Here is a 21,892-nt window from a genome sequence, read left to right as displayed (position 1 = left end):
GATGCCGTGTCGTCATCAAAAAGGTACCTTCGCCTCTCTTGACATACCGCCCCGAGCGACGTTTCGGGCGCGTCGGGCGTTGGCGCAGAGTTTGCTCCCCGGCGGCATCGACGACGATTCGGTGTGCTGCAATGACTGGGTGAGCCTTGAATATGCGCAAGCCCGGATCGCCGACATCGAAGCGATCAAACAGGTCAAGTACCGCTACCTGCGCGCGATGGACACCAAGCACTGGGACGACTTCGCCGAGACCATGACCGAAGACATCGTCGGCGCCTACGGGTCGTCGCTGGGCAAGGAACTGCACTTCGACAACCGCAAGGACCTGGTGGAGTACCTGAGCTCGGCGATGGGCCCCGGCGTGGTCACCGAACACCGGGTGACGCACCCGGAGATCACCGTCAGCGGCGACACCGCCTCGGGCATCTGGTATCTGCAGGACCGGGTCATCGTGGCCGAGTTCGACTTCATGCTGATCGGCGCCGCGTTCTACCGGGACCAGTACCGGCGCACCTCCGACGGATGGCGGATCAGCGCAACCGGTTACGACCGCACCTACGAGGCGACGATGTCGGTGGCGGGTCTGAATTTCAACGTCAAGCCGGGCCGCGCCCGCGCGGACCTGACGGGCTGAGAAAGCCCTACTTCGCGATCGCGATCACCGCTCCGGGCCGCAGCCATTTGATGATCGACACCAGCGTGGCGTCGTCGATGGCCACGCAGCCCTCGGTGGGGCCGCCGTCAGTGGTGTGGAAGAAGAATGCGGCGCCGCCGCCGGGCACCTTGTTCTTGTTGACCCCCATCACCACCGCGTGCTTGTACTGCGGGATCTGCAGGTTCTCGCTTTCCGCGGTGTTGAAGGGGCACTGGGACTTCTGACACACCTGCATGGTGTTGAAGGTGGGACTGTGGTCGTCGCCGCTCCACCAATGGTTGGGTCCGACTTGGGTATACGGCAGACCGCCGCCGGGATTGGGTGCGGTGCCGAATGCGGAGTCCAGGCTGTAGACACCCATCGGGGTGGCCGGATAACCATTCTTGGCCTGCGGCGCCATGCCGGCCGAGCCCACGTGGGTGGGAATCCCGGTCTTCAGCGTCTGCCAGCCGGCCGCGGTGCGCTGATAGATGTCCATCTTGGCGTTCGATCCACCGGTGGAGACCACCGAAACCACTTGCGTCGCATTGCCAACGGAGTTCGCGAACCACGGGTTGCCGGCGGCTACGGCCCCCGGCGCCGAGAGTGCGGCCGCGCCCACGGCGCACACCAGTGCACTGCCCAAGGCACACAACAGAGTTACCAGTCGGCGCATCGTTTCATCGTCAGGCGGCACCAACCTGAGGGTCAAGTAAAGGTTAAGGCCCGATTGCGTCACGCCGCCGTGATGGCGTGGGGTGCAACACCCACAGACAGAGCATGAAGAAGACGTAGCCCAGCGCCCAACCGGCGACCACGTCCGAGGGATGGTGCACATTCAACGCCACCCGGGCGACCCCGACGGTGAACACGCTCAGCGCCCCCCGCCGTCATCGCCGAGGTCCGCAGCCAGCGCGCCGTCAGCAGCGGCAACAGAAAGGTCAGCAACGCCAGCACACCCGCCGTCGCCTCCAGCGCGTGCCCGGACGGGAACGACGTCTCCGCCGCCGCAACCAGTGCGGTCGCCGGCCGCGGCCGTCCGGCCAGGCCTTTGGCCACCCACGTCACCAGGCCGCTGAGCACCGCACCGAGCAGCACCAGCAGCGCCAGCCGCAGCTGTCGCCGCACCAGCGCGGCCGCGGCCGCCACCAGCCCGAGCACCCGCAGCGGGACGGGCCCCAACACGATCGACACCAGGTACCAGAACCGCACCCAGCCGTGGTGCTTGACGCCGATGTCATGCGCGGGGGTCAACAGCATCCAGTCGAAGTCGTGCAGCCAGCCCCAGTTCTGGCGGTGCCCCACCCACAACACGGCGTACAGCGCGACCGCGGCGACGGCCAGCCAGGCGGCCGGCCGCCACGAAGGGGCGGGTCATGGGCGCACCGAGAGCCGAATCGGTGCACCGTCGCGGAAACGCTCCCATACTGGCGTCATGGCGGTGATTGTTCGGAAGTTGTTCGGCGTCGGCAAATTGCCTGCAGATCTGCGCAGCCAGGTCGAGGAAGAGGGGTTGATCCATCTCGCCGAATCGATCCCGGTCACCCGGCGGTTCAGCGGCGCTATACCCGGGCTGCGGTCCCAGGGCAGCATCGCCAGCTACGTGGGCGCGCTGGCGTTCACCTCGCAGCGGGTGCTCGCGACGCTCTCGGTGGTGCCCAAGCTCGCCGGGCGTGCCGTGGACGTGCGCTGGGACGAGGCGAACAGCGGAGCCGCCACCGCCGAGATCTCCGCGACGGGGCTGCAACTCGACCTGGACACCGCCGCCGTCGACGAGCGGTTCCACGGCCATCTCTCGCTGCACTTCAAGGACACCATCGGAGCCGACGTGCTGGCTCGGCTGCCGCGGCGATCACTGCACTTCGACGTGCCGGCCGAATATGTGTTCCGGGCGGTGGGTGTCACCTACAGTCCCTGACCGTCACGTTCCTACGATGGCCGGGTGACCGAGCACGCGTTCACCGCAGCGGAACGTCGCGCCGTGTATCGGGTGATCTCCGAACGACGGGACATGCGCCGGTTCTGCCCGGACGGCCACGTCCCCGAGGAGGTATTGGCACGTCTACTGCAAGCGGCCCATGCCGCACCCAGCGTGGGCTTGATGCAGCCCTGGCGCTTCGTGCGCATCACCGACCACCAGCTTCGCCGCCGCATTCACGCCGTCGTCGACGCCGAACGCAAGCTCACCGCCGCCGCCCTGGGCCCACGGGGGGACGAATTCCTGGCGCTGAAGGTCGAAGGCATCATGGAGTGCGCCGAGCTGCTGGTGGTGGCGCTGTGCGAGGGCCGCGAACAGCACGTCTTCGGGCGGCGCACGTTGCCGCAGATGGATCTCGCGTCGGTGTCGTGCGCGATCCAGAACCTGTGGCTGGCGGCCCGGTCGGAGGGTTTGGGGATGGGCTGGGTGTCGCTGTTCGATCCGCGGCGGCTGGCCGACCTGCTGGAAATGCCTGTCGGTGCCGAGCCGGTGGCGGTGCTGTGCGTGGGTCCGGTGCCCGACTTCCCGGACCGGCCCGCGCTGGAATTGGACGGCTGGGCGGCGGCCCGGCCGCTGAGCGAGTTCGTATCGGAGAACCGATGGGGGATGGTGAAAGAGGTGGCAGACGGTGAGCATTGAGGCAACGAGTGACGACCCGACCAACATCCTGCTGGTGCACTGGCACGACCTGGGGCGCTACCTGGGCGCCTACGGTCACCCCGACGTTTCCAGCCCGCGGCTGGACCGCCTTGCCGCCGAAGGCATCCTGTGCACCCGGGCCCATGCCACCGCACCGCTGTGCTCGCCGTCGCGCGGGTCGCTGTTCACCGGTCGCTACCCGCAGGGCAACGGGCTGATCGGGCTGGCCCACCACGGCTGGGAATACCGCGCCGGCGTTCGCACCCTTCCGCAGATTCTGCACGAATCAGGTTGGTATTCAGCACTTTTCGGGATGCAACACGAAACGTCCTACCCTAAGCGTCTGGGCTTCGACGAATTCGACGTGTCGAACTCGTACTGCGAATACGTGGTCGACAAGGTCGGCGAATGGCTGCACAACAGCGCACCCGATCTGTCCGGGCAGCCCTTCCTGCTGACCGCCGGCTTCTTCGAGACGCACCGCCCGTACCCGCACGACCGGTACGAACCAGCCGACAGCTCGGCCGTGCAGCTGCCCAACTACCTGCCCGACACCCCCGAGGTGCGCAGCGACCTCGCCGACTTCTACGGATCCATCGCCACCGCCGACGCCGCGGTCGGCACCATGCTGGACACCCTCGCCGAAACCGGACTGGACGCCAACACCTGGGTGGTGTTCTTCACCGATCACGGCCCGGCGTTCCCCCGCGCGAAATCCACCCTGTACGACGCCGGCACCGGCATCTCGCTGATCATCCGGCCGCCCGCGAAACTGGCCTGCCCGCCCCGCGTCTACGACGAGCTGTTCAGCGGTGTCGACCTGCTGCCGACACTGCTGGGCCTGCTCGGCGTCGCCGTGCCCGACGACATCGACGGCGTCTCGCATGCGCAGGCGCTGCTGGCCACCGAGGCGACGGAGCCGGTTCGCGACCACGTGTACACCACGAAGACCTACCACGACTCGTTCGACCCGATTCGGGCAATCCGCACCAAGGAATACAGCTACATCGAGAACTATGTGCCGCGGCCACTGCTGGACCTGCCGTGGGACATCGAGGAAAGCCCGTCCGGGCTGGCCGTCGCCCCGTTCATCAAGGCGCCGCGGCCCGAGCGCGAACTGTATGACCTGCGTGCCGACCCGACCGAGACCACCAACCTGCTCGACGGCACGCTGGACACCCTGGACGCCCTGGAAGTCGATGCCGTTGCCGCCGATCTCGCTGTGCGACTGCATGATTGGCGGCAACGCACCGGCGACGTGATCCCGTCGGAGTTCGCCGGCACCCGCATCGCGGTGCGCTACACCGAAACGTATCTACAGATCCATCACACGACACCGACCAGCAGATCGGCCATCGCGACCGACCGCGGCATCGAAGACGAGGTCAGCCCCGGCTAAGCGTCCGGGCCGCGGCCACCGCCGACCTGCGCGACGATGAAGACCCGCCGGAACGGGAAGATGGTGGTGCCGTCCGCCCGGGCCGGGTAGGCGTCGTCCAGCAGTGGGATGAGTTCGGCGCGGAACTGTTCCCAGTTCTCGTCGTCGAGGCGGTCGCGCACCGGCACCAGCGCGGTACCGGTGATCCACTCCAGGACCGGGTGCTCGCCGGTCAACTGGTGCAGGTAGGTGGTCTCCCACGCGTCCACCCGGCAGCCGGCGTCCATCAGCAGATCGGCGTAATGCTTGGGCGGGTGGACCACCGATCCGACCCGAAACGGTATGTCCCGCATGATCTTTGCGTAGGGCTCACGGCGTGCCAGCGCCCGCACCGCGGCATGCGACGGCGTTTCGAAGTTGCCCGGCATCTGGATGGCCAGCCAGGACCCGGACGGCAACTGCTCGACCCACTTGACCAGCAGATCGGAGTGCTCGGGCACCCAGTGCAGCGCGGCGTTGCTGACCACCACGTCGGTGTCCGGCTGCGGCTTCCAGTTGCGCACGTCGCCGACGGTGGCCTCGATACCCCGCTCATGGGCGGCCGCGACCATCTCCGGGGAACTGTCGATCGCTTCGACCCGGGCGCCGGGCCAGCGTTTGGACAGGTACCGGGTGAGGTGGCCGGGACCGCAACCGAGGTCGACCACGCGGCGCGCCCGGTCCGCGCCGACCCGCGAGATCAGGTCGTAGAACGGACGGCTGCGGTGATCGGCAAAGGCCAGGTAGACGTCGGGATCCCACATATTCGATCCTCCTGATCTACACCTGCTCGTCGTCAGGGCCCTCGGGCGCTTACCCGGTTTCCCTGACAAGTCCTTGTCGAATCCTTTTCGAACCTTGACAAACCGTATTACCGGACCCCGCCGGGTGCTTACCAATGGGGCTGACATACCGGGCATCCGACCCACTTCTGCTGCGATCGACGTCGGCGGCGAGTTACGATCGGCGTGATGTCTGAGACCTCGGAGGTGGCCGGCGAGGCCGATCCGATCACCCCGCCGCTGCCCATTCCCGACGTGCCCGGCGGCGACGCCGGTACCGAGGGTCTGCCACCGCGCTCGGCGCTGTCGATTCGGCAGCGCCTGGTTGTCGAGGCGTCGGCGATCAGCGACGTCGCATTGCGTACCACGGCGTCCTCGCTGCTGGCCACCACGGTGGCACCGGCGGTGATCAGCGCCAACGTGCGCCGGGTCAACTCCGGCAGCGAGCGCGACAACCTCAGGTTCTACGCCGAACTCGGCGCCGAACACGATCCGCGCAAGTCCTTCCCGGCGCCCACGGAGCCGCCCACGAACGTGACCCGGCAACCCAGCCGGCTCATCGAGCGGGTCGCGTTGGCCGCCATCGACAACATCGCGTTCCCCAGCAGCTTCCGCGCCGTCAACCCGGCGCTGCGTAAGCGGTGGAGTGCGTTGTCCGCCAACAACATCGTGCACGCACAGCATTGGCGTCACGACGACGGCCCACGCCCGACGCTGTGCGTGATCCACGGTTTCATGGGCTCGTCCTATCTGTTCAACGGCCTGTTCTTCTCGCTGCCCTGGTATTTCCGCTCCGGCTACGACGTGTTGTTGTACACCTTGCCTTTTCACGGCAAGCGCGCCGAACGGTATTCGCCTTTCAGCGGTTACGGCTATTTCGCCGGGGGCATGAGCGTGTTCGCCGAGGCGATGGCGCAGGCGGTGCACGACTTTCGTTCGGTGATCGACTACCTGCAGGGCACCGGTGTCGAGCGGATCGCGCTGACCGGTCTGTCGCTGGGCGGTTACACCTCGGCGCTGGTGGCATCGGTCGACGATCGCCTCGAGGCGGTCATCCCCAACTGTCCGGTGGTAACCCCGGGCGACCTGTTCGAAGAGTGGTTTCCGGCCAGCACGCTGTTCTCCCTGGGACTGCGTTTGACCGGCATCAGCCGGCAGGAGTTGCTGGCCGGGCTGGCCTATCACGGGCCGCTGAACTACCGTCCGCTGCTGCCCAAGAACCGGCGGATGATCATCACCGGCCTGGGCGACCGGATGGCGCCGCCGTCGCACGCGGTGTCGTTGTGGGAGCACTGGGACCGGTGCGCGCTGCACTGGTTCCCCGGCAGCCACGTGCTGCATGTGAGCCAGTTGGATTACCTGCGCCGGATGACGCCGTTCCTGCACCAGTTCATGTACGACTGACGTTTCAGGTACGACTGCGGTCCTACTTTCCCCCCCCACCGCGATGACCTGGGTCGCGGCCTCGCTGTCGGGCGCGCGGTGCGCCGCCCCCGCAGCCGGTGTGGGCCAGTCCAGGTTGGCGAGCAGGTCCGCGGGCGCCTCGGCGTGCCCGTCGAGCCGCCGGGTGGACAACGGGTCCAGGGCCGCCAGCGCCGGCCCCTGATTGCCGCGTTCCAGGGTGAGCCCGGCCGTCGGCGCCGAACCGGCGGGCGCGGCGTCGGTGCGCAGCGCTGCCGCGGCCGCGACGGTGTAGGGCGCGCCGCCATCGCCCGGCGCGATCTCCAGTGCCGTCCAGATTTCGCGCGCCGGCTGCGACCGTACCCGGCTCAACGTGTCGGCCAGCGCCGAATCCACGGTAACCCGATATGCCGCAACATAATCCGACGAACCCTGCTGCACCGCGCGCCACGTCTCGCGGCCCGCCTTGCCGGACTGGGTGGTTAGCAGCTCCGGAACGTCCTCGGGCGCGACGGTACTTGCGTCCCAGCCGATCTCGCGCAGGTGGTCAGCCAACCGGCGGGCGGCCACCTCGACCGTCTCGTGCAGCGGGATGCGGGACGAGCGTGCCTGCAGCGCGGCCAGGTTGTCCACCGCCGAGACGGTCAGGCCGATCCACGTCTCGCGGCGCCCGGATGCGGTGTCCCGGTTGGTGATTCGGATACTGTCGGCGCGAATGCCATAGCAGTCCAGATAGCCCGCGATCAACGGCAGGGGCAGCACGTCGGATTCCGAGGGCGCCGCCCCGATCCGCACCAGGGCCGTGCCGCGGGTGTCGGCATCCGGGTCGGGCGCCGGGCGCCCGCCGCGGCCGACGATGGCCAGCCGACGGCGCAGGATCGTGGTGAAGAACAGTCCGCGCCAGCAACCGAGCAACAGGATCAGCACCGCCACGGCAATGCCGATCAGCCAGTATGCCCGGGTGGACTGCCACGGGTACGCCATTGCCGCGGGCACCACGGCCAGCAAGGCCAGGGTGATCCGGCCGACGCCCGGTTTCGGTACGCCGCTGAGGGTTTGGCTCACGGGGTGGGCTCCTTCCGGCGGCGTACAGTCGCCACCGTCGCTGCGGTGAGAATGACGAGCAAGGTCAGCAGGCCGGCTCCGGCCAGCGCGACGTTGCGCGGGGTGGTGTCCTTGGCCGCGGGCGGCGGCGGGACGGTGACGGGTTTGACCGTGGCGCGACTGTCCGTCGGCCCGGCCGCGGCAGGTAATTGCCAGGTGAGGGCGGCCACCGGGTCCACCGTTCCGGCGCCGACCAGGTTGGACGGGTCCCGTGCGCCGTTCTGCGCGGTGGCGGTGATGCGGCGCACCACTTCGGTCGCCGGTAGCGCCGGGTACTTGGCGCGGACCAGCGCCGCCACCCCTGAGACGTAGCCGGCGGCATAGCTGGTGCCGCTGAGCGGAATCAGCTGCTGGTGGTCGTCGGGTAGCCCGTTGGCCAGGCCACCGCCGTCGGCGTTGCTCACCGAGGCGATACCCTCGCCGGGCGCCGCGATGCCCACCCACGGACCGGCCATGGTGAATTTCGAGGGTCGGCCGTCCGGCCCCACCGAGGCCACCGACAACACGTAGGGCTGCCACCAGGACGGCACCGACACCGACGTGACACCCGCCCAGTTGCGGGGGTCGGCGGGCCGGCTCAGATTGGTGAGCGGGTTGGAGTCACAGGAGGTGCCCCCGGCGACCGAGCCGGTGGGCCCGGTGTTGCCGGCGGCGGCCACGATGACCACATCCTTTTCCACCGCGGCGTACTTGATGGCGGCACCGAGTGCGGCCTGGTCGACCGGCCGGTCGGCGGGCAGGCAGGTGACGGCGGAGATGTTGATCACCCGGGCACCGCGGTCGGCCGCATGCACGATGGCCCGGGCCAGTGACTCGATGTCGATCGCGGCCCGCGCGGTGGCCGGGTCACCGCCGGGTGTGCGCGGTGAGAATTTGGCCGACGTCACGCGGATGGACAGCAGCCGCGCGGCCGGCGCGACGCCGGCGAACCCGTCTTCCTGACCGGGCGGAGCGGGCTGGCCCGCCACGATCCCGGCGACCAGGGTGCCGTGCCCGTCGCAGTCGGTCAGGCCGTCGGTGGACTCCACGAAGTCACCACCGGCGTCGACGTTGTTCAGCCGCGGGCCGGGCCGGATCCCGGTGTCGATGATGGCCACCAGTTGGCCCTCGCCGCGGGAGAACTGCCACGCCGCAGGCAGATTCAGCATGCCCTGGCTGGGTGTGGGCGCGCCCGCGTCGGTGCCGGGGATCACCCCGGAGACGCTGCACTGGCCGCGCTGTTCCATCGGTGCCACGGGTCCGACAGCGCCGGTGGGCGGCGGTGCGGCGGCATCCACCACCGGCGGACTGATCGCCGCCGCCCGGGCAGCCGTTCCCACCGCGCCAGCCTGCAGAGCGACCTGAGAGAAGGCCAAAGCCGCTGCGAGGCAAGCTGATCCGGCACGCATCATCGATTGAGCACCCAGGTGAACAATCCGACCACAAACGCCATCACCGGAATCAGCGATGCGTCCAGGCCCGCGGAGACGAAGCCCAGCAGCCGGCGCAGCGGCAGCGAGTAGCTGTCCGGCGACGCGATGCCGGGGTTCAGTGCCACCACCACCCACGCCAGCACCAGTACGGCGAGCACCGCCACCGCGACCAGCGCACCGACGTAGCGCCCGGTCGCGGCGTAGTACACCAGCAACGCGCCGGCCACCAGGAACGGCTGCGTCAACAGCCACGCCTTGCAGGCGGCCGAATCCCACACCCGGGCACGCAGCGTGGCCGCCAGCGAGGTGGCGCCGACCACATACCAGCCCGCGACGCTCAGCGTCTCGGGACGCAACGCGATGGCCACCGAACCCAGCACGCTGAGCAGCACGGCGGCGGCGATGAACCCGTTCTGGTGCGCGTCGCCGATCCGCACCCGCCGCGGCAGGTCTTCGAGCACCCGCAACGACGGCGGTGCCGGGGTCGGATCACCCGGCGCCGGGATCACCGGCAGCGGGAACCGCGCCCAGAGCGCCGAGAGCTGCGCCGCCTGGATGGTGATCAACAGCGCCGCCACGATCAGCCCGCAGCCCAGCGTGAGAATCGGTAGCTGCCAGAGCAATTCGGCACCGGCAGCCAGTGCGATCACGACGCCGACCACCGCCGAGGTGGTAAAGAACGCCGCCGCGCGCTCGCGCTCCGCGCTGGGCACGATGAGCGCCACCAGCGACCAGGCGGCGACGCCCGCTGCGGCCAGCAGCACCTGTGCGGCGCCGAACCTGCCGGGCACCGCCAAGGCCAGGGCGGCCCCGATCGGCGCCAGGGCGGTGATGGACAAGGGGATCCCGGTGCGCGGCGAGCGAGCGGTGGTCAACAAGCCGATGATCGCGACCAGCGCGGCTAGAACACTGGCCGCGACCAGGCCGACCAGGGCGCCGGTAGCCACCCGGTGCGCCACCGCCAGACCGGTGGCCAGCAGCGTCACACCGATCACCGCGGCGAGAGCTCCGAGCTGGATATGCCTTGGGCCCCAAGGGTTTCGCCGCGAGGTGGAGAAGATCATGGCGGCATCTGCGATGTCTTCGACGATGCCCGGCGCGGCCGGGCCCGCGGGCACCGGTTGCAGCGCGAGCAGATCGCCGTCGACCACGCCGACGGTGTCCAGGCTGGCGTCCAAGCTGAACGGCGCACCCCCGATCGGCGCCAGGCTCAGATGTGGTGCGGCGGCACCGGTCTCGCCGGCGTCACCGTTGCCGGCCGCGGGAACCACCAACCGCTGCACCGCAGGCAGGATTTCGCGCAGCGGCAACTCGGCGGGCAGGGCCATCTCCGTCAGGCGACTGTCCGCGAGGATGGCGACGCGGACAATGGGCATGACGGTCCCGGACGTCACCGGACCTCCCAATCAAGCCGGGTGTGGCGTCGGGGCCGTTGCTGGAACATCGTGCTCTCTTTCTTATTCGGCTACTTATGTGGTCGGTTCGGATTACGTGGTCGGCTCGGATTATGTGGTCGGTTCGGATTACGTGGTCTGTGCGGAGAAGTCCCGGGACAACCGGTGGCCGGGGAACCACTGTCCGTCGGGCAGGTAGGAGGTCAGTTGTTCGATCGCGACCGCGGTCGCGAACGGGGTGCCGGGGGCGAACGTCGAGACCCATTCGCCGTCGAACGCGCGGGTCGGGCTCACCAGCACCCGCCCCGCGGGGGCGTCGATCAGACTCAGGCCCACCTCGGTGGTGGTGTGCCTGCCGTCGCAGTTGCAACCCGCGACGATTTCGACGTAGCTGCGCTGCCCGGTGAACACCGACTCCACCACCGGTCGCGCCGAAGCCGGAATACCAAGGTAGTCAAGGACTTCCGCGAGCGGCGCGCCCGAGCGCAGCCGCTCGTCGGCCCGTGCGCCGACCCGGGTCGGCATGCTGAATTCCTCGAATCGGGCCGGCGGCCGCTGCGACAGGCCGACGCCCAGTACGGGAACCAGCGCGCGCGGGTCGTCGATCTCCATCGCGGTGAAGGTGATCAGCTGCGCGCTGCGCAACGCGACCACGGTGGCCGGCCCGGCGAACGACCGGGCGTCCCGCCCGGCCGCGCCGGCGCGTTGCGCGACGATGCCGCGCAGCATGTCCGCGGCGCCCGCGCTGCCGGGACGGGCGGGTCCCAGGTAACGCAGGTCGAGCCAGCGGTCCGGGAAGCAGACCAGCTTGATCCACTCTGCGACCGTCGGGTTGATGACGCCGTCCGGCGTCACCAACCCCATCCGGGTCAGCTCGTCGCGCTGACGGTCGAAGAACGCGGTTCGTTCGGCACTGTCGCGATACGGTGGAGTGATCGCGAGTACCCACGGAAAACTGCCCGCCCCAACAGTTTCCGCGATGAACCACGCCTGATCGACGGTCAGCTCAACGGCATTGGGCCTGGAGTCCATCGACATCCATCAACTCGGCTGAGCGCTCAGGCGCCCCACTTGGCGGCTTCGGCCTGGTCGCGGGCCATCATCGCCATCGTGTTGGCTTCGTGGGTGCTGGCCATCGACTGATACGCCCGCACCAGATCCTCCATGGCCTGGTTCCACTGCACCTGCCAGGCCTGATACGTCAACCCGGTGTCACCCTGCCAGGCACTGTGCAAGGCGGCCTGCTCGGCGGAGATGTCGGCGCCCAGCCCCGTCATCGTGCCCGCGTAACCGGCCATGTCCCCGGCGTGCGCCAGCATCGCCGGGTAGTTGTACATGATCTGCGACATGCGTGATCCTCCCTGGTAACAGACCGGCTCAGAAACCGGTGTAGGTCGAGGCGGCCGCGGCATCGGCAGCCACATAGGTACCCGCGGCATCACCGAGGTTGGCCTGCGCGATGTCCAGCAACGTGTTCACCCGCGCCGCGACCTCCACGAACCGGGCGTGCGCCGCCTGAAACGCCGCCGCGGACTCACCCTGGTGAAACGCCTGCGCCGACATCGCCGCCTGCTCGGCCTGCCCGATCGTGTGCCGCATCAACCCCGCCTTGGCGCCGAACGCCGCCTGCGACGACACCAACTGCGGAATATGAGCATCCAACAAACTCATAATTCTCCCTTTCCAATCTTCTTGCGATTCCTGCGAATCAGAACTTCATCACCGACCGTTACGCGGTAAGTCGTCTCGCTGACTTTCCGGCCCCCTTTCCTCTCGTCCCTGCTCCCAGGTGCTCGGCGTCATCGGCATCCGTGGGCCACCGCCGAATTCGTCGCCGGCCAATGCGGTCAGACCGGCCGCCCGGGACAGGGTCTCTCGGGGTATGGTGCCGGCGAACGTTCCGGCGCCCCGTTCCGAAGCCTGCGCGCCGTCCTCCCAGATGGGATCGACGTCCAGGTCGGCATTCACGAATTCGTCGCTGTGGTCGTGCAGCGGTGCTCGCCGGCGCCGCCTGGCGCGCGCCGCGGCACTGCTGGCCGCCGCCGCGCCGGAGGCGGGAACAGTCGCGGCGGGCGCCTTGGCGCCGGTGCGGCCGCCGACCGTCGGACCTAGGCCCGGGCCCCAGTCGTCGGGTCCGGCCACCGCGTAGGCCAACCCGGTGGCCGCCGGCACTGCCGGCGCCGGCGCCGAACCGGCGGGCGCACCCGCTCCGGTCGCCGAAACCGGCGCCCCGGCGGGACCGGGCGCCGGCGCACCGAGTGCGGCGAGCGAGAAGGTCCGAGGTTGCGGCTGCGGCACCGAAACCTCGGCGTCCGCGGGCAGATCGGGGACGGTGTCGAAGTTGATCAGTCCGAGAAATGCCAGGCTGGCCAGTCCGACCGCGAACAGCGGTGGCGCCCACAGCGGCGCGCTGAGCACGGTCCCCCAGGTGCCCCAACCGACCGGCTGGAAGAAGGCCTGGTACCCGAGCCAGAAAAGCAGCGGGCCCCAGGTGACCAAAGCCGCGTACGGGTTCTGGATGAAGTCGACGATCATCTGCGAGATCTGCTCGACGGGGTGCGTCAGGAAATACCAGAGCTCGTCGCCGTAGGGCAGCGCCTTCACGTATGCCTCGAGTGCGGCGACGATGGCGTCGATGATGCTGTTCAGCGGGTTGGAGTCAGCGGCAGCTGCCGCCGCGCCGGTCTGCGACAGATCCGTGGCCTGCGCACCCGGACTCAGCACGGTCGGTGCGGCGGTACTGCGCGGGGCCGAGGCCAGCGCGGCGCCCGCAGTCGCCTGGTACAGCGCCATGGTGGTCGCGGCTTGCAGCCACATCCGCAGGTAGTCAGCCTCGTTGAGGGTGATCGGGATGGTGTTGATGCCGAAGAAATTCGTCGCCACCAGCATGCCGTGCACCAGGTGGTTGGTGGCCAACTCCGCCAGCGTCGGCATTGCCCCGAGCGCCGCGGTGTACGCGGTCGCCGCGACGTCGTGCTGGGCCGCCACGCCGGCGGCGTCGGCGCTGGACTGTCGCAGCCACGCCGAGTACGGCTGATGCGCCGCCACGTACCGTTCGGCGCTCGGCCCGTGCCAGGCGCCCGCGCCAACCGCCCCCACCAGGCCGTCCAGTTCTGCTGCAGCCGAAGCATATTCGGCGCTGAGCGCGCTCCAGGCACCGGCGGCCGCGGTGAGCGACGCCGGACCCGGCCCGCTGCTCAGCAACGCCGAATGCACCTCGGGCGGCGAAGCAACCCAGATCGGCCCCAGTGGGGAGGTCATGTCAGCCGCCCGCGATCCCGTAGGTCGCAGCGGCCGCGGCGTCACCGGCCGCGTAGCCGGCTCCGGCCGTTCCGACGCCGACGCCGGCCCGACCCAGTTCCTCGACGCCCTGGGCCGCCACCGCAGCGTGCTCCTCGCCCTGCGCGCTGAACCCGGCGGCGGTCTGCAGCGACACCGGGTCCGCCGCCGGCGGTACCACCGCGGTGATCAGCGGCGCCGCGCTGGCATGCGCGGCGGCCAACCGGGCCGTCAGCGCCTCCACCGCGGCGCTGGCGGCGGCCAATCCTTCAGGAACCACTCGCAACGTCATGACTGACTTCCCTCCTGTTGCGTATCACCAATAATCGAGGCCGCACCGACCAGCGGATTGACCAACTGCAGGTACGTCGGGTCGTCGCTGTCGGACAGCAGCACGGCCCGGCCGGCCGGCAGCCGGCTGAACCGCTGACCACGGATCTTCCCGCTGTCCTGCGGGTTACCGGCCAACATCAACGTGGTGGCCTGCAGGTCGTTGAACCTGCGCAGCAGCGGGTTGGTCATCAACGCGTGCGCCGACCCAGACGCCCGACCGGTGACGATCACCCGCAGCCCCAGCTCGGCGGCCTGACCGAGCAGCCCGATCAGCGGGGTCCAGGGACGCTGGCCGACGTACGGACCGCTGGTCGCCGCCGAGTCCGGGACCTGGTCGACGTCGTCGATGATCAGGTAGTGGGTGTGGCTGTCGGGGCCGCCCTGGTACGTCCACCGCGACAGTTCGGCGGGCGACAGACCGGCCGGCGGCCGGCGTGACTCGATCAGGTTGGCCAGGCCGATCATCGCCGGGGTGATCCGGTCGATGTTGGCCGTGTACTCGTTGTCCGGGAACAGGGGTTCGTCGACCAGGTGCAGTCGCCGGTCGAGCACGGTGAAGGCGACCTGGTCGGCGGTGGAGTTCTCGCGGATGGTGCGGATGATGTGGCGCAGCAGCGTGGTCTTACCCGACTTGCTGTCGCCGAACACCATCAGCAACGGGTGCTCGCGGAAGTCGTGCACCACCGGCGCGAGGTCCTGTTCGCGCTGGCCGATCACGATCTGCTCGGGTCCCCGATACAGCGCGCCGACCGCGGCCGGTGTCAGGTTGGTGGGCAGCAACCGGACCGGCGGCGCGACCTGGCCCGGGTAGCGGGCGTTGATCTCGGCGATCTGCTCCAGTTGCGGCTCGGCGAACAGGAAGTGCTGGGCGGCCATGGTCAGGCCGCGGCCCGGCTGATCGTGCGGGACGGCTTCGGCCGGGCGATGCAGCGCACCGGCCACCCGCACGTTGCTGTCCCGCGCGTCGTGCAGCCTGAGCTCGAGACGCAGCCCTAGCCCGTCGCGCATGGCCAGCGGCACCTCCAGCCAGCTCGGCGTGGTGACGACGACGTGGATGCCGTAGGCCAGGCCGACATTGACCAGTTCGGTCACTTTGGCCAGCAACGGATTTCGAGTGTTGAACTGGTCGGTGTTGTCGCGGCTGAAGGCGTACAGGTTGTCGATGACCAGGAACACCTCGCCGAATCCGTCGTCCTGCGGCGCGACACCCTGGCCGTTGCCGGGACGGTCGCGGAACGCCTCGCGGTGCTGGCGGTACAGCAGCAGCTGCTCCAGCTCACCGAAGGTACGGCGGATGCGCTCGGGCTCCAGCGCCGAGGCCACCGTGCCGACGTGGGCCAGATCTTCCAGCGCACGCAGCTGTCCGCCGCCGTAGTCCAGGCAGTAGAAGGTGACCTCGCGCGGGGAGTGCAGGCTGGCCGCCGACATGATGAAGGTCTGCAGCGCAGTGGACTTTCCGGACTTCGGACCCCCGTGGATGACCATGTTGCCGGCCGCCGAGGTGGCGTCGAACACCAGCGGGTCGCGGCGCATCTCGAACGGCTTGTCGACCTCGCCGAGCGGCCAGCGCCACTGCCGCGGCTGTATCCCGGAGCGGGCCAGCACCGCGGTCAGCGGGATCGGTTCGTCCAGCGGGGGCAGCCACAGTTGCGGCGCTCGCGGTCCGTAGCCGGCCAGTTGCTCGCCGATGGTCGCGATCAGCTTGCGCGGCGGGCCGATCGGCTCGTCTTCCTCACCACCGGCGATCACCATGCCCGGATCGGGCTCCACCGCTGCTGCGGTGAACAGCTTTGGCTCCGGAATAGATTGCACCACAAGTGTTTTCGCAGTCTGAGGGGGCTCGTAGATACCGTCGACGTAGGTGGACCGGAACTTGATCGGGGTGGCACCCGGTGCGGGCACCAGGAACCCGATTCCCTTGTGCTCCTTGCCGGATTCGATGTGATAGGCATCCTCGACCCCGATGATCTGGCGGGACACACTGGGGCTGGCCACCTTCAAACCGATCCGGTAGGAGGTGTTCTTGTCGATGTCCTTGATCTTGCCCACGTCCAGCGTCTGCGAGGCGAACAGGATGTGGATACGGAACGAGCGCCCTTTACGCGCCACGTAGTCGAATAACTCCGCGTACTCCGGGTGATCGGCCAGCATCAGGGTGAACTCGTCGGCGACCACGAAAAGCGTTGGAATGGGCGGCAAATCGTGGCCCGCCGCCTGCGCCGCCTCGTACTCGGTCACCGAGTTGAACGCACTGCCCTGCACGCGGCGACCGGCCTCACGCAACAGCATCTCGCGCCGGGCCACCTCGCCGCGCAGCGTGTCGGCGAACCGGTCGGCCAGCGACTTCTTCTCGGCCATGTTCGAGATGACCGCGACGACCTGCGGGAAGTTGCGGAAGCTGTCGGCGCCCGCCTCACCCTTGAAGTCGGCGTAGATGACGATCAGCCGGTCGGCTGAGTGCGTGGTCAGCAACGCCAGCAGGATCGACATCAGGGTCTGCGACTTGCCGGAACCGGTCATACCGATCATCAGCCCGTGCGGCCCCATGCCGCCTTCGGCCTCGTCCTTGAGGTCGAACATCAGCGGCTCACCGGTCGCGGTGACGCCGATCGGGACCCGCAGCTCTTCGTCCCGGCTGCGTGGTGCCCACACCACAGCGCGGGCACATCGAGCCGGGATGCGTCCGAAATGCCCAGCAGGGTGGTGAAATTGGCGCCCCGGGTGGCCGCCGAGCGCAGCCCGGTGTGGGTGGGGTTGGAGTCCCAGCGGGACAGCCGCCGCGCCAGGTGCGCGGCCTCGTCGGCACCGAACTGGTCGGCGGCGTCGATGTACGGCTGCCAGCCCCCGGGTCTGCCAACGCTGAATGGCCCCGCCCGCCACCTGCAGGATCGGCTTCTCCGGGTCCGAGTACTGCTCCCGGTTCGGCGGGGTGGCCGAGATGTGCAGCACCGTGACGCCGGCGCGCCCGGCCGCCAGCGTCGAGAGGTTCAGGTCGTAGCCGGGGTCGTCCACCACGATCAGCAAGTGCCGCAAGGCATCCACCGGCCGTCCGGTGAAGGCCGGGCGGTCCTCGATGGCCGGCCCGAGCAGGTCGATCAGGTCGTCCGGGTCGGTGGTGAGGTAGCGGGCCGGGCCGACGCCGTCGACCTGACCGGGAATGTCGACGTGCGGTAGCCATTTCAGCCAGGACCAGTCGCGGCCCTCCAGGTCCCGGCTGGCCAGCGCCACCCCGAGCACCGTCGGATCGTGCCAGGTCACCGCCTGGGCGATCCAGGCGCGCACCGCGCCGCGCACCTCTGCCTGGCCGGCGCCCGCGCCGGGAATGACCGTGATGCGGGACAGCTTCGTCAGGTCGACTCCGGTCGGCACATCGCGCACGGTGCGCTGCGTGTCGAGCAGGCTGCGTAATGCGCTGTGCGACACCGGTTCCAGATCGATTTCGTCGGCGGTGTCGTTGACCCGCAGCGCGGTGGTCAGCGGTGCGGAGTGCCGACCGGCCCGCAGCACCAGGAAGTCGGGGTCATGCGGGTCCCGCTCCCACTGCCGTCGGGACCCCGGCACCGCGGCCAGCGCCTCGGGCTCCGGGTGCGACCACTCGGCCGCGGTGCGCTGCTCGGCCGCCTGGGCGCGGATGTTGTCCCGGACCACCGAGAGGTAACGCAGATAATCGGCCCGTTCGGCGTCGACCTCCTCGGTGCGCATCTTGTTGTCGTTGCCGCGGTAGAGCGCGGTGGCCGCCAACAGCAACACGAACGGAAAGAACAGCGTCTGCGGCGAGATCACCCGCATGCCGGTGGCGAACAGGGCGACGATCATGCCCACGATCAGGATGCCGATCAGATACGGCATGGCACGCCGGAACAGCGAGGGCGGGATCACCCGCGGCAGCTCCGGTGGCGCCTCGATGGTGATGGTGCCCTTGCGGGCACTGGGCGGCGCCAGCCGCCGGCGCGCCTCGAATATCAGTCTGCTCATCGGGGCTCCCCTTCGGCGGATACCGGACGACCCGGCCGGCTGTCCGGCGGCAAACCGTCATGCGCCAGCAGCGCATCGGTGCGCGACAGCGTCGGGCCTGCTGCGAACAAGGACAGGATCGACCACGGTATGGCCAGCGGCGGCGAGGTAAGGCCAAGCGCCTCAACGGCTTTGCCCTGTCCGTTGGAACCCGACTGGCCCCTGGACCGGTCCGACTCGTTGTCGATGCCGTAGCGCACGCCGGTGTCCGACACCCAGAACAGCGATCCGGTGGCCGGTGCGGCCGCTCCCCCGCCGACGGTCTGGGTGAAATAGCCGGTGCCGGGCGTCAGGGCGACTTTCGCGCCGCCGCCGACCAACTCGACCGGCCGGACTCCTCGGCGACCGGCAGCGCCGAGCCGGACAGCAGGGTCAGCGAACTCGTCGCCGCACCGTTGGGCTTGCTCCAGGACGCGCAGGTGACCGGATTTCCGGCGGCGTCGACCAGCGTCACCGGCTGCGCGGGGTAGCGCGAGGTGTCCAGCAGTCGTGACACCGGCAGCTTGGCGATCTCGTCGGCAGCCAGCCGCGGAGGCTGTTGCAGGCCATAGGAGTTGGTGTTGCGCAGGATCGCCGCCAGCACCGGTGAGATCGGCTGCAGGCCGTCCGGCAGCACCGCGTAGAAGTTGTCCGCTCCGGCCCGGTCCACCGCGTAGGACACCACCACCGCTCCGATCGGCGCGGGCACCGCGAAGCCGGCCGGGTTCCCGGCGTTGGGGATGGGCGGCGCCGCCAGGGGTGGGGATTCCGGAATGGCATTGAACAGGCCTGAGGCGATGGGCCGTGGCGCGGGCACGTCGGTGCCCAGGCCCAGCGCGTTGGTGACGGCGCGGTCGGCCAGGTCGATCCGGCTGCGCTTGCCCTCCCAGAGCAACCAGGTGCCCTCGCCGCCCGATGCGGCGGCGTCGACCAGGATCACCTGCTTCGAACTGACCATGGACGCCCGGGCGCCGTCACTGTGCAGCGGGCCCGCGATCACCGTCACGCCCGTGCTGCGCGCGCCCCGCCCGGGTTGCCCGGTGACCCCGTCACATACCGTCCAGTCCGCGTCGCGCGAGGTGCTCTGCACCATGCGCTCCGGAGCACCCGGGATTCCGACCAGGTTGCCACGCGGAAACTTGTCCAGCTCAGCACTTTTGACCGTCGTGGGGTTGACGGGCTGACCGGCGATCAGCCGGGCGGAGGTCAGGTTGAGCACCGGGTGCAACTGGTCGCCCACCCGCACATACAGCGCGGCGGTGGACCGATCGGCGAGCACCACGTTGTTGCCGACCTGCCCGTTGGGCCGGATCAACGAAAACACAAAGCACCCAAGCAGACCGGTGACCAGCAGCAGCACCCCCATCAACACCGCACGCGACTGGCTGCGCAACGGCTCGACGAGCATTCTGGTGTCGTGCAACGCAATTCCGGAGGCGATGCGCCGCATCACGAACCGCCAGCCGGTCACCTGGTGGCGGGTGACGAAACCACGCCGGTACTCCACCTTGTCCGGGTTCTCGTTGACCGGGGTCCGGGAGGCGAACGACCGCCGATCGTCCGCCCACTCCCCTTCGGACTCGTTCTTGCTCATGCGGGCACCGAAAGTCCGAGACCGCGCAGCAGCGGAGCCACGGTGTTGCGGACGTCTTGTGCGGTGATTGTCATCAATTCCTCATCGGTGAATTCACCTGTGCCGGCTTGCTCGGAATGATCGAGCCGGAATTCGCGCTCTTCCTCCGAGCGCTCGACGATGTTACGAACGAACCGGCCGTTGCCGGCGATGTCCAGGCTGCGCCGGTCGATGCCGTTGCTGTCGGGTGACGAGGTCTCGGCCAGGTGGGTGAACAGCTTCTGCATGTCGGCGAGCGCGGCCGGCTCGAACACGCTATCCCGTTGCTGCGCCATGAGATTCGCGATCTCGGTCAGCTCCGAAGGCTGGTAGGACGGGAAGTCGATGCTGCGGGTGAACCGGGACCGCAGACCCTCGTTGGTGTCGAGGAACTTGTCCAGGTCGGCGCGATACCCGGCGATGATGACCACCAGCCGGTCGCGGTCGTTCTCCATGCGCGCCAGCAGTGTGTCGATGGCCACCAGCCCGAAGTCGTTTTTGGCGCCGGTGGCCACCAGCGCGTACGCCTCGTCCAGGAACAGCACACCGTCCAGCGCGCTGTCGATGATCGCGTTCGTCTTGGCCTCGGTCTCACCGATGTGCTGGCCGATCAGGTCGGCGCGATGCACTTCACGGATGTTCTCCCGCTTCAAAAGGCCTAGGCCGCAATAGATCTTGGCGACCACACGGGCGATGGTGGTCTTACCCGTTCCGGGCGGGCCGGCGAACACCAGGTGGTGGGTGCGCTGGGCGACGGTCAATCCGCGTTGCTGTCGCAGCACCGCCATGGCCACCGAACTCTTCAGTCGCGATACCTGGTTCTTCACTTCGTCCAGGCCGATGAACTCGTTGAGCGCCACCTCCGCTTCGGCCAGCAGGGCGGCTTTGCGCTCCCGGGCACCGGGGTCCACGAAGTCGGCGTCGCTGGGTTCGGTGTCGCGATTCCACGGGTCGGTGCGGGCCTCGATGCGCGCCGCGGTGGTGGTGACCATCCCGAAGGTCGGGTCGGACAGCGCCTGCTCGATTTCTTCGTTTTCCGGGTTCGCGGCATACAACTCGTGCAGCACGTCGCTGGCCGCTTCTTCGTCCACGTGCGCGCGCAGCGCCAGCGCCTTGGCCAGCGCGCCGTCGACGGCGGCCACGGCGATGGGCCCCTCGGGTTCTTCCAAATAGGACAACGCCGGAGCGAACATGCCCAGTCGCGCCAGTGAGGTGCCCAGGGCGATCTTCACCGCGTGCGCGAAGGCCTCGTCGAGGTCGGGGTCGTTGACGATCGGGGTCAGTAGCTTGACGACGTCCGACCAGCGCTCGGCGCGGTAGTTGATGACGACGGAGATCCAGCGGGCTTCGCGCGACTTCGGCCGGCGTTCGGCGATGCGGGTGACGATGTCGTTGGCTTCGGCGAAGTGCCCCTCGGATGCCAGCGCGGCCGCGTAGGCGAGGTGGAAGTCGTCCGGCGTACTGGCCCGGAACTGCAGATACAGTCCGGTGTCGTAGCGGAACCCGAGCGCGCCGGGCTTGAGCTCCACCTGGCGCTGCAGCACACCCGCCGTGGCCGCGGTGCGCGACACCTGCTCCAGCACCCGCTTGGAGGTGTCGCCGGAAGCGGCCAGACCGGTCCACGCGTCGCACTGTTCGTGCGCGACCCGGGTCAGTGCGCTGAAGCCGGATCGGGCCGCATCCAGGTCGGCGGGGCGCTGCCGCTCGTATACCGCGATGCCCAGGGCGCGGCAGCAGGTGGCAAACCTGCTGATCACGTCTTCGTCCACCCTGCCGTCCGGTCGGGATGCGCGGGGTTGAGCCGCCAGCATGCCTATGTCACCGCGTTCCACGCGCCTGCCGTCCCCTGATGTCACGATCGCCATTGGCGAAGTTTGCCTGTCATTAGCCCCACGAAGTTAGCATTCCCTAAGC

16 protein-coding genes and 3 pseudogenes are annotated in these 21,892 nt (G+C 69.0%); 5 read left to right on the top strand and 14 right to left on the bottom strand.

Annotated features, from left to right (window positions below; all coding sequences use genetic code 11):
- The first annotated feature begins 121 nt into the window (after positions 1-121).
- Positions 122-634 (top strand): nuclear transport factor 2 family protein, encoded by a 513-nt coding sequence (locus L6444_RS02855; RefSeq protein WP_370653139.1) that lies wholly within the window; start codon positions 122-124, stop codon positions 632-634.
- 7 nt (positions 635-641) lie between these two features.
- On the opposite strand, the gene L6444_RS02850 is transcribed toward L6444_RS02855, so the two are convergent.
- On the bottom strand, positions 642-1,310 hold the full coding sequence (locus L6444_RS02850) for a L,D-transpeptidase family protein (RefSeq protein ID WP_236980328.1): 669 nt from the start codon (positions 1,308-1,310) through the stop codon (positions 642-644).
- A 43-nt stretch (positions 1,311-1,353) separates the two neighbouring features.
- Positions 1,354-1,978: pseudogene (locus L6444_RS02845) on the bottom strand (phosphatase PAP2 family protein).
- A 91-nt stretch (positions 1,979-2,069) separates the two neighbouring features.
- Here L6444_RS02845 and L6444_RS02840 point away from each other — a divergent pair.
- From L6444_RS02840 to L6444_RS02830, 3 genes are read left to right on the top strand one after another with little or no spacing between them, the layout of a single operon-like run.
- Positions 2,070-2,552 (top strand): hypothetical protein, encoded by a 483-nt coding sequence (locus tag L6444_RS02840; RefSeq protein ID WP_236980326.1) that lies wholly within the window; start codon positions 2,070-2,072, stop codon positions 2,550-2,552.
- A gap of 24 nt (positions 2,553-2,576) precedes the next feature.
- Entirely contained in the window at positions 2,577-3,251 is a 675-nt protein-coding gene (gene bluB, locus L6444_RS02835) for a 5,6-dimethylbenzimidazole synthase (RefSeq protein ID WP_255731136.1), read from the top strand.
- Positions 3,241-4,650 carry a sulfatase family protein gene (locus L6444_RS02830; protein WP_236980323.1) on the top strand — a complete coding sequence of 470 codons (1,410 nt, stop codon included), beginning with the start codon at positions 3,241-3,243 and terminating at the stop codon, positions 4,648-4,650. Before bluB ends, L6444_RS02830 begins: the two co-directional genes overlap by 11 nt.
- On the opposite strand, the gene L6444_RS02825 is transcribed toward L6444_RS02830, so the two are convergent.
- The gene (locus L6444_RS02825) at positions 4,647-5,432 is read right to left on the bottom strand and encodes a trans-aconitate 2-methyltransferase (protein ID WP_236984616.1); all 786 of its coding nucleotides are present in this window, start codon (positions 5,430-5,432) and stop codon (positions 4,647-4,649) included. The genes L6444_RS02830 and L6444_RS02825 overlap by 4 nt on opposite strands.
- Positions 5,433-5,639: 207 nt before the next feature.
- Between L6444_RS02825 and L6444_RS02820 the strand changes: the two genes are divergently transcribed.
- On the top strand, positions 5,640-6,854 hold the full coding sequence (locus L6444_RS02820) for an alpha/beta hydrolase family protein (protein ID WP_370653068.1): 1,215 nt from the start codon (positions 5,640-5,642) through the stop codon (positions 6,852-6,854).
- 84 nt (positions 6,855-6,938) lie between these two features.
- Here the strand turns inward: L6444_RS02820 and eccE are convergent.
- The 11 genes and pseudogenes from eccE to eccA all read right to left on the bottom strand — a co-directional run.
- Positions 6,939-7,916 (bottom strand): annotated as a pseudogene (eccE, locus tag L6444_RS02815) (type VII secretion protein EccE); the annotation flags it as partial.
- A complete protein-coding gene (gene mycP / locus L6444_RS02810; RefSeq protein ID WP_236980321.1) occupies positions 7,913-9,346 on the bottom strand; it encodes a type VII secretion-associated serine protease mycosin in 1,434 nt (477 codons plus the stop codon). The pseudogene eccE and the gene mycP, both read right to left, overlap by 4 nt.
- Positions 9,343-10,743 carry a type VII secretion integral membrane protein EccD gene (gene eccD / locus L6444_RS02805; RefSeq protein ID WP_236984612.1) on the bottom strand — a complete coding sequence of 467 codons (1,401 nt, stop codon included), beginning with the start codon at positions 10,741-10,743 and terminating at the stop codon, positions 9,343-9,345. Before eccD ends, mycP begins: the two co-directional genes overlap by 4 nt.
- A gap of 147 nt (positions 10,744-10,890) precedes the next feature.
- Positions 10,891-11,793 carry an ESX secretion-associated protein EspG gene (locus tag L6444_RS02800; RefSeq protein WP_236980319.1) on the bottom strand — a complete coding sequence of 301 codons (903 nt, stop codon included), beginning with the start codon at positions 11,791-11,793 and terminating at the stop codon, positions 10,891-10,893.
- Between the two features lie 26 nt (positions 11,794-11,819).
- Positions 11,820-12,110: a WXG100 family type VII secretion target gene (locus tag L6444_RS02795; protein WP_236980317.1), complete on the bottom strand. Its 291-nt coding sequence runs from the start codon at positions 12,108-12,110 to the stop codon at positions 11,820-11,822.
- A gap of 28 nt (positions 12,111-12,138) precedes the next feature.
- The gene (gene esxG, locus L6444_RS02790; RefSeq protein ID WP_180914986.1) at positions 12,139-12,432 is read right to left on the bottom strand and encodes a type VII secretion system protein EsxG; all 294 of its coding nucleotides are present in this window, start codon (positions 12,430-12,432) and stop codon (positions 12,139-12,141) included.
- A 48-nt stretch (positions 12,433-12,480) separates the two neighbouring features.
- A complete protein-coding gene (locus L6444_RS02785; protein WP_236980315.1) occupies positions 12,481-14,022 on the bottom strand; it encodes a PPE family protein in 1,542 nt (513 codons plus the stop codon).
- Position 14,023: 1 nt separating this feature from the next.
- A complete protein-coding gene (locus tag L6444_RS02780) occupies positions 14,024-14,332 on the bottom strand; it encodes a PE family protein (protein ID WP_236980313.1) in 309 nt (102 codons plus the stop codon).
- Positions 14,329-18,348 carry a type VII secretion protein EccCa gene (eccCa, locus tag L6444_RS02775; protein WP_236980304.1) on the bottom strand — a complete coding sequence of 1,340 codons (4,020 nt, stop codon included), beginning with the start codon at positions 18,346-18,348 and terminating at the stop codon, positions 14,329-14,331. The genes L6444_RS02780 and eccCa overlap by 4 nt, the downstream gene beginning before the upstream one ends.
- Positions 18,345-19,960 (bottom strand): annotated as a pseudogene (gene eccB, locus L6444_RS02770) (type VII secretion protein EccB). The gene eccCa and the pseudogene eccB overlap by 4 nt, the downstream one beginning before the upstream one ends.
- Entirely contained in the window at positions 19,957-21,810 is a 1,854-nt protein-coding gene (gene eccA / locus L6444_RS02765; RefSeq protein ID WP_236984610.1) for a type VII secretion AAA-ATPase EccA, read from the bottom strand. The pseudogene eccB and the gene eccA overlap by 4 nt, the downstream one beginning before the upstream one ends.
- Between the last annotated feature and the right edge of the window lie 82 nt (positions 21,811-21,892).

Origin of the sequence: Mycobacterium kiyosense (assembly GCA_021654635.1) — a bacterium.
GTDB classification, from domain to species: Bacteria; Actinomycetota; Actinomycetes; order Mycobacteriales; family Mycobacteriaceae; genus Mycobacterium; species Mycobacterium kiyosense.
The sequence above is the reverse complement of the archived record's forward strand: the minus strand, read 5'-3'. Positions and strand labels throughout refer to the sequence as shown.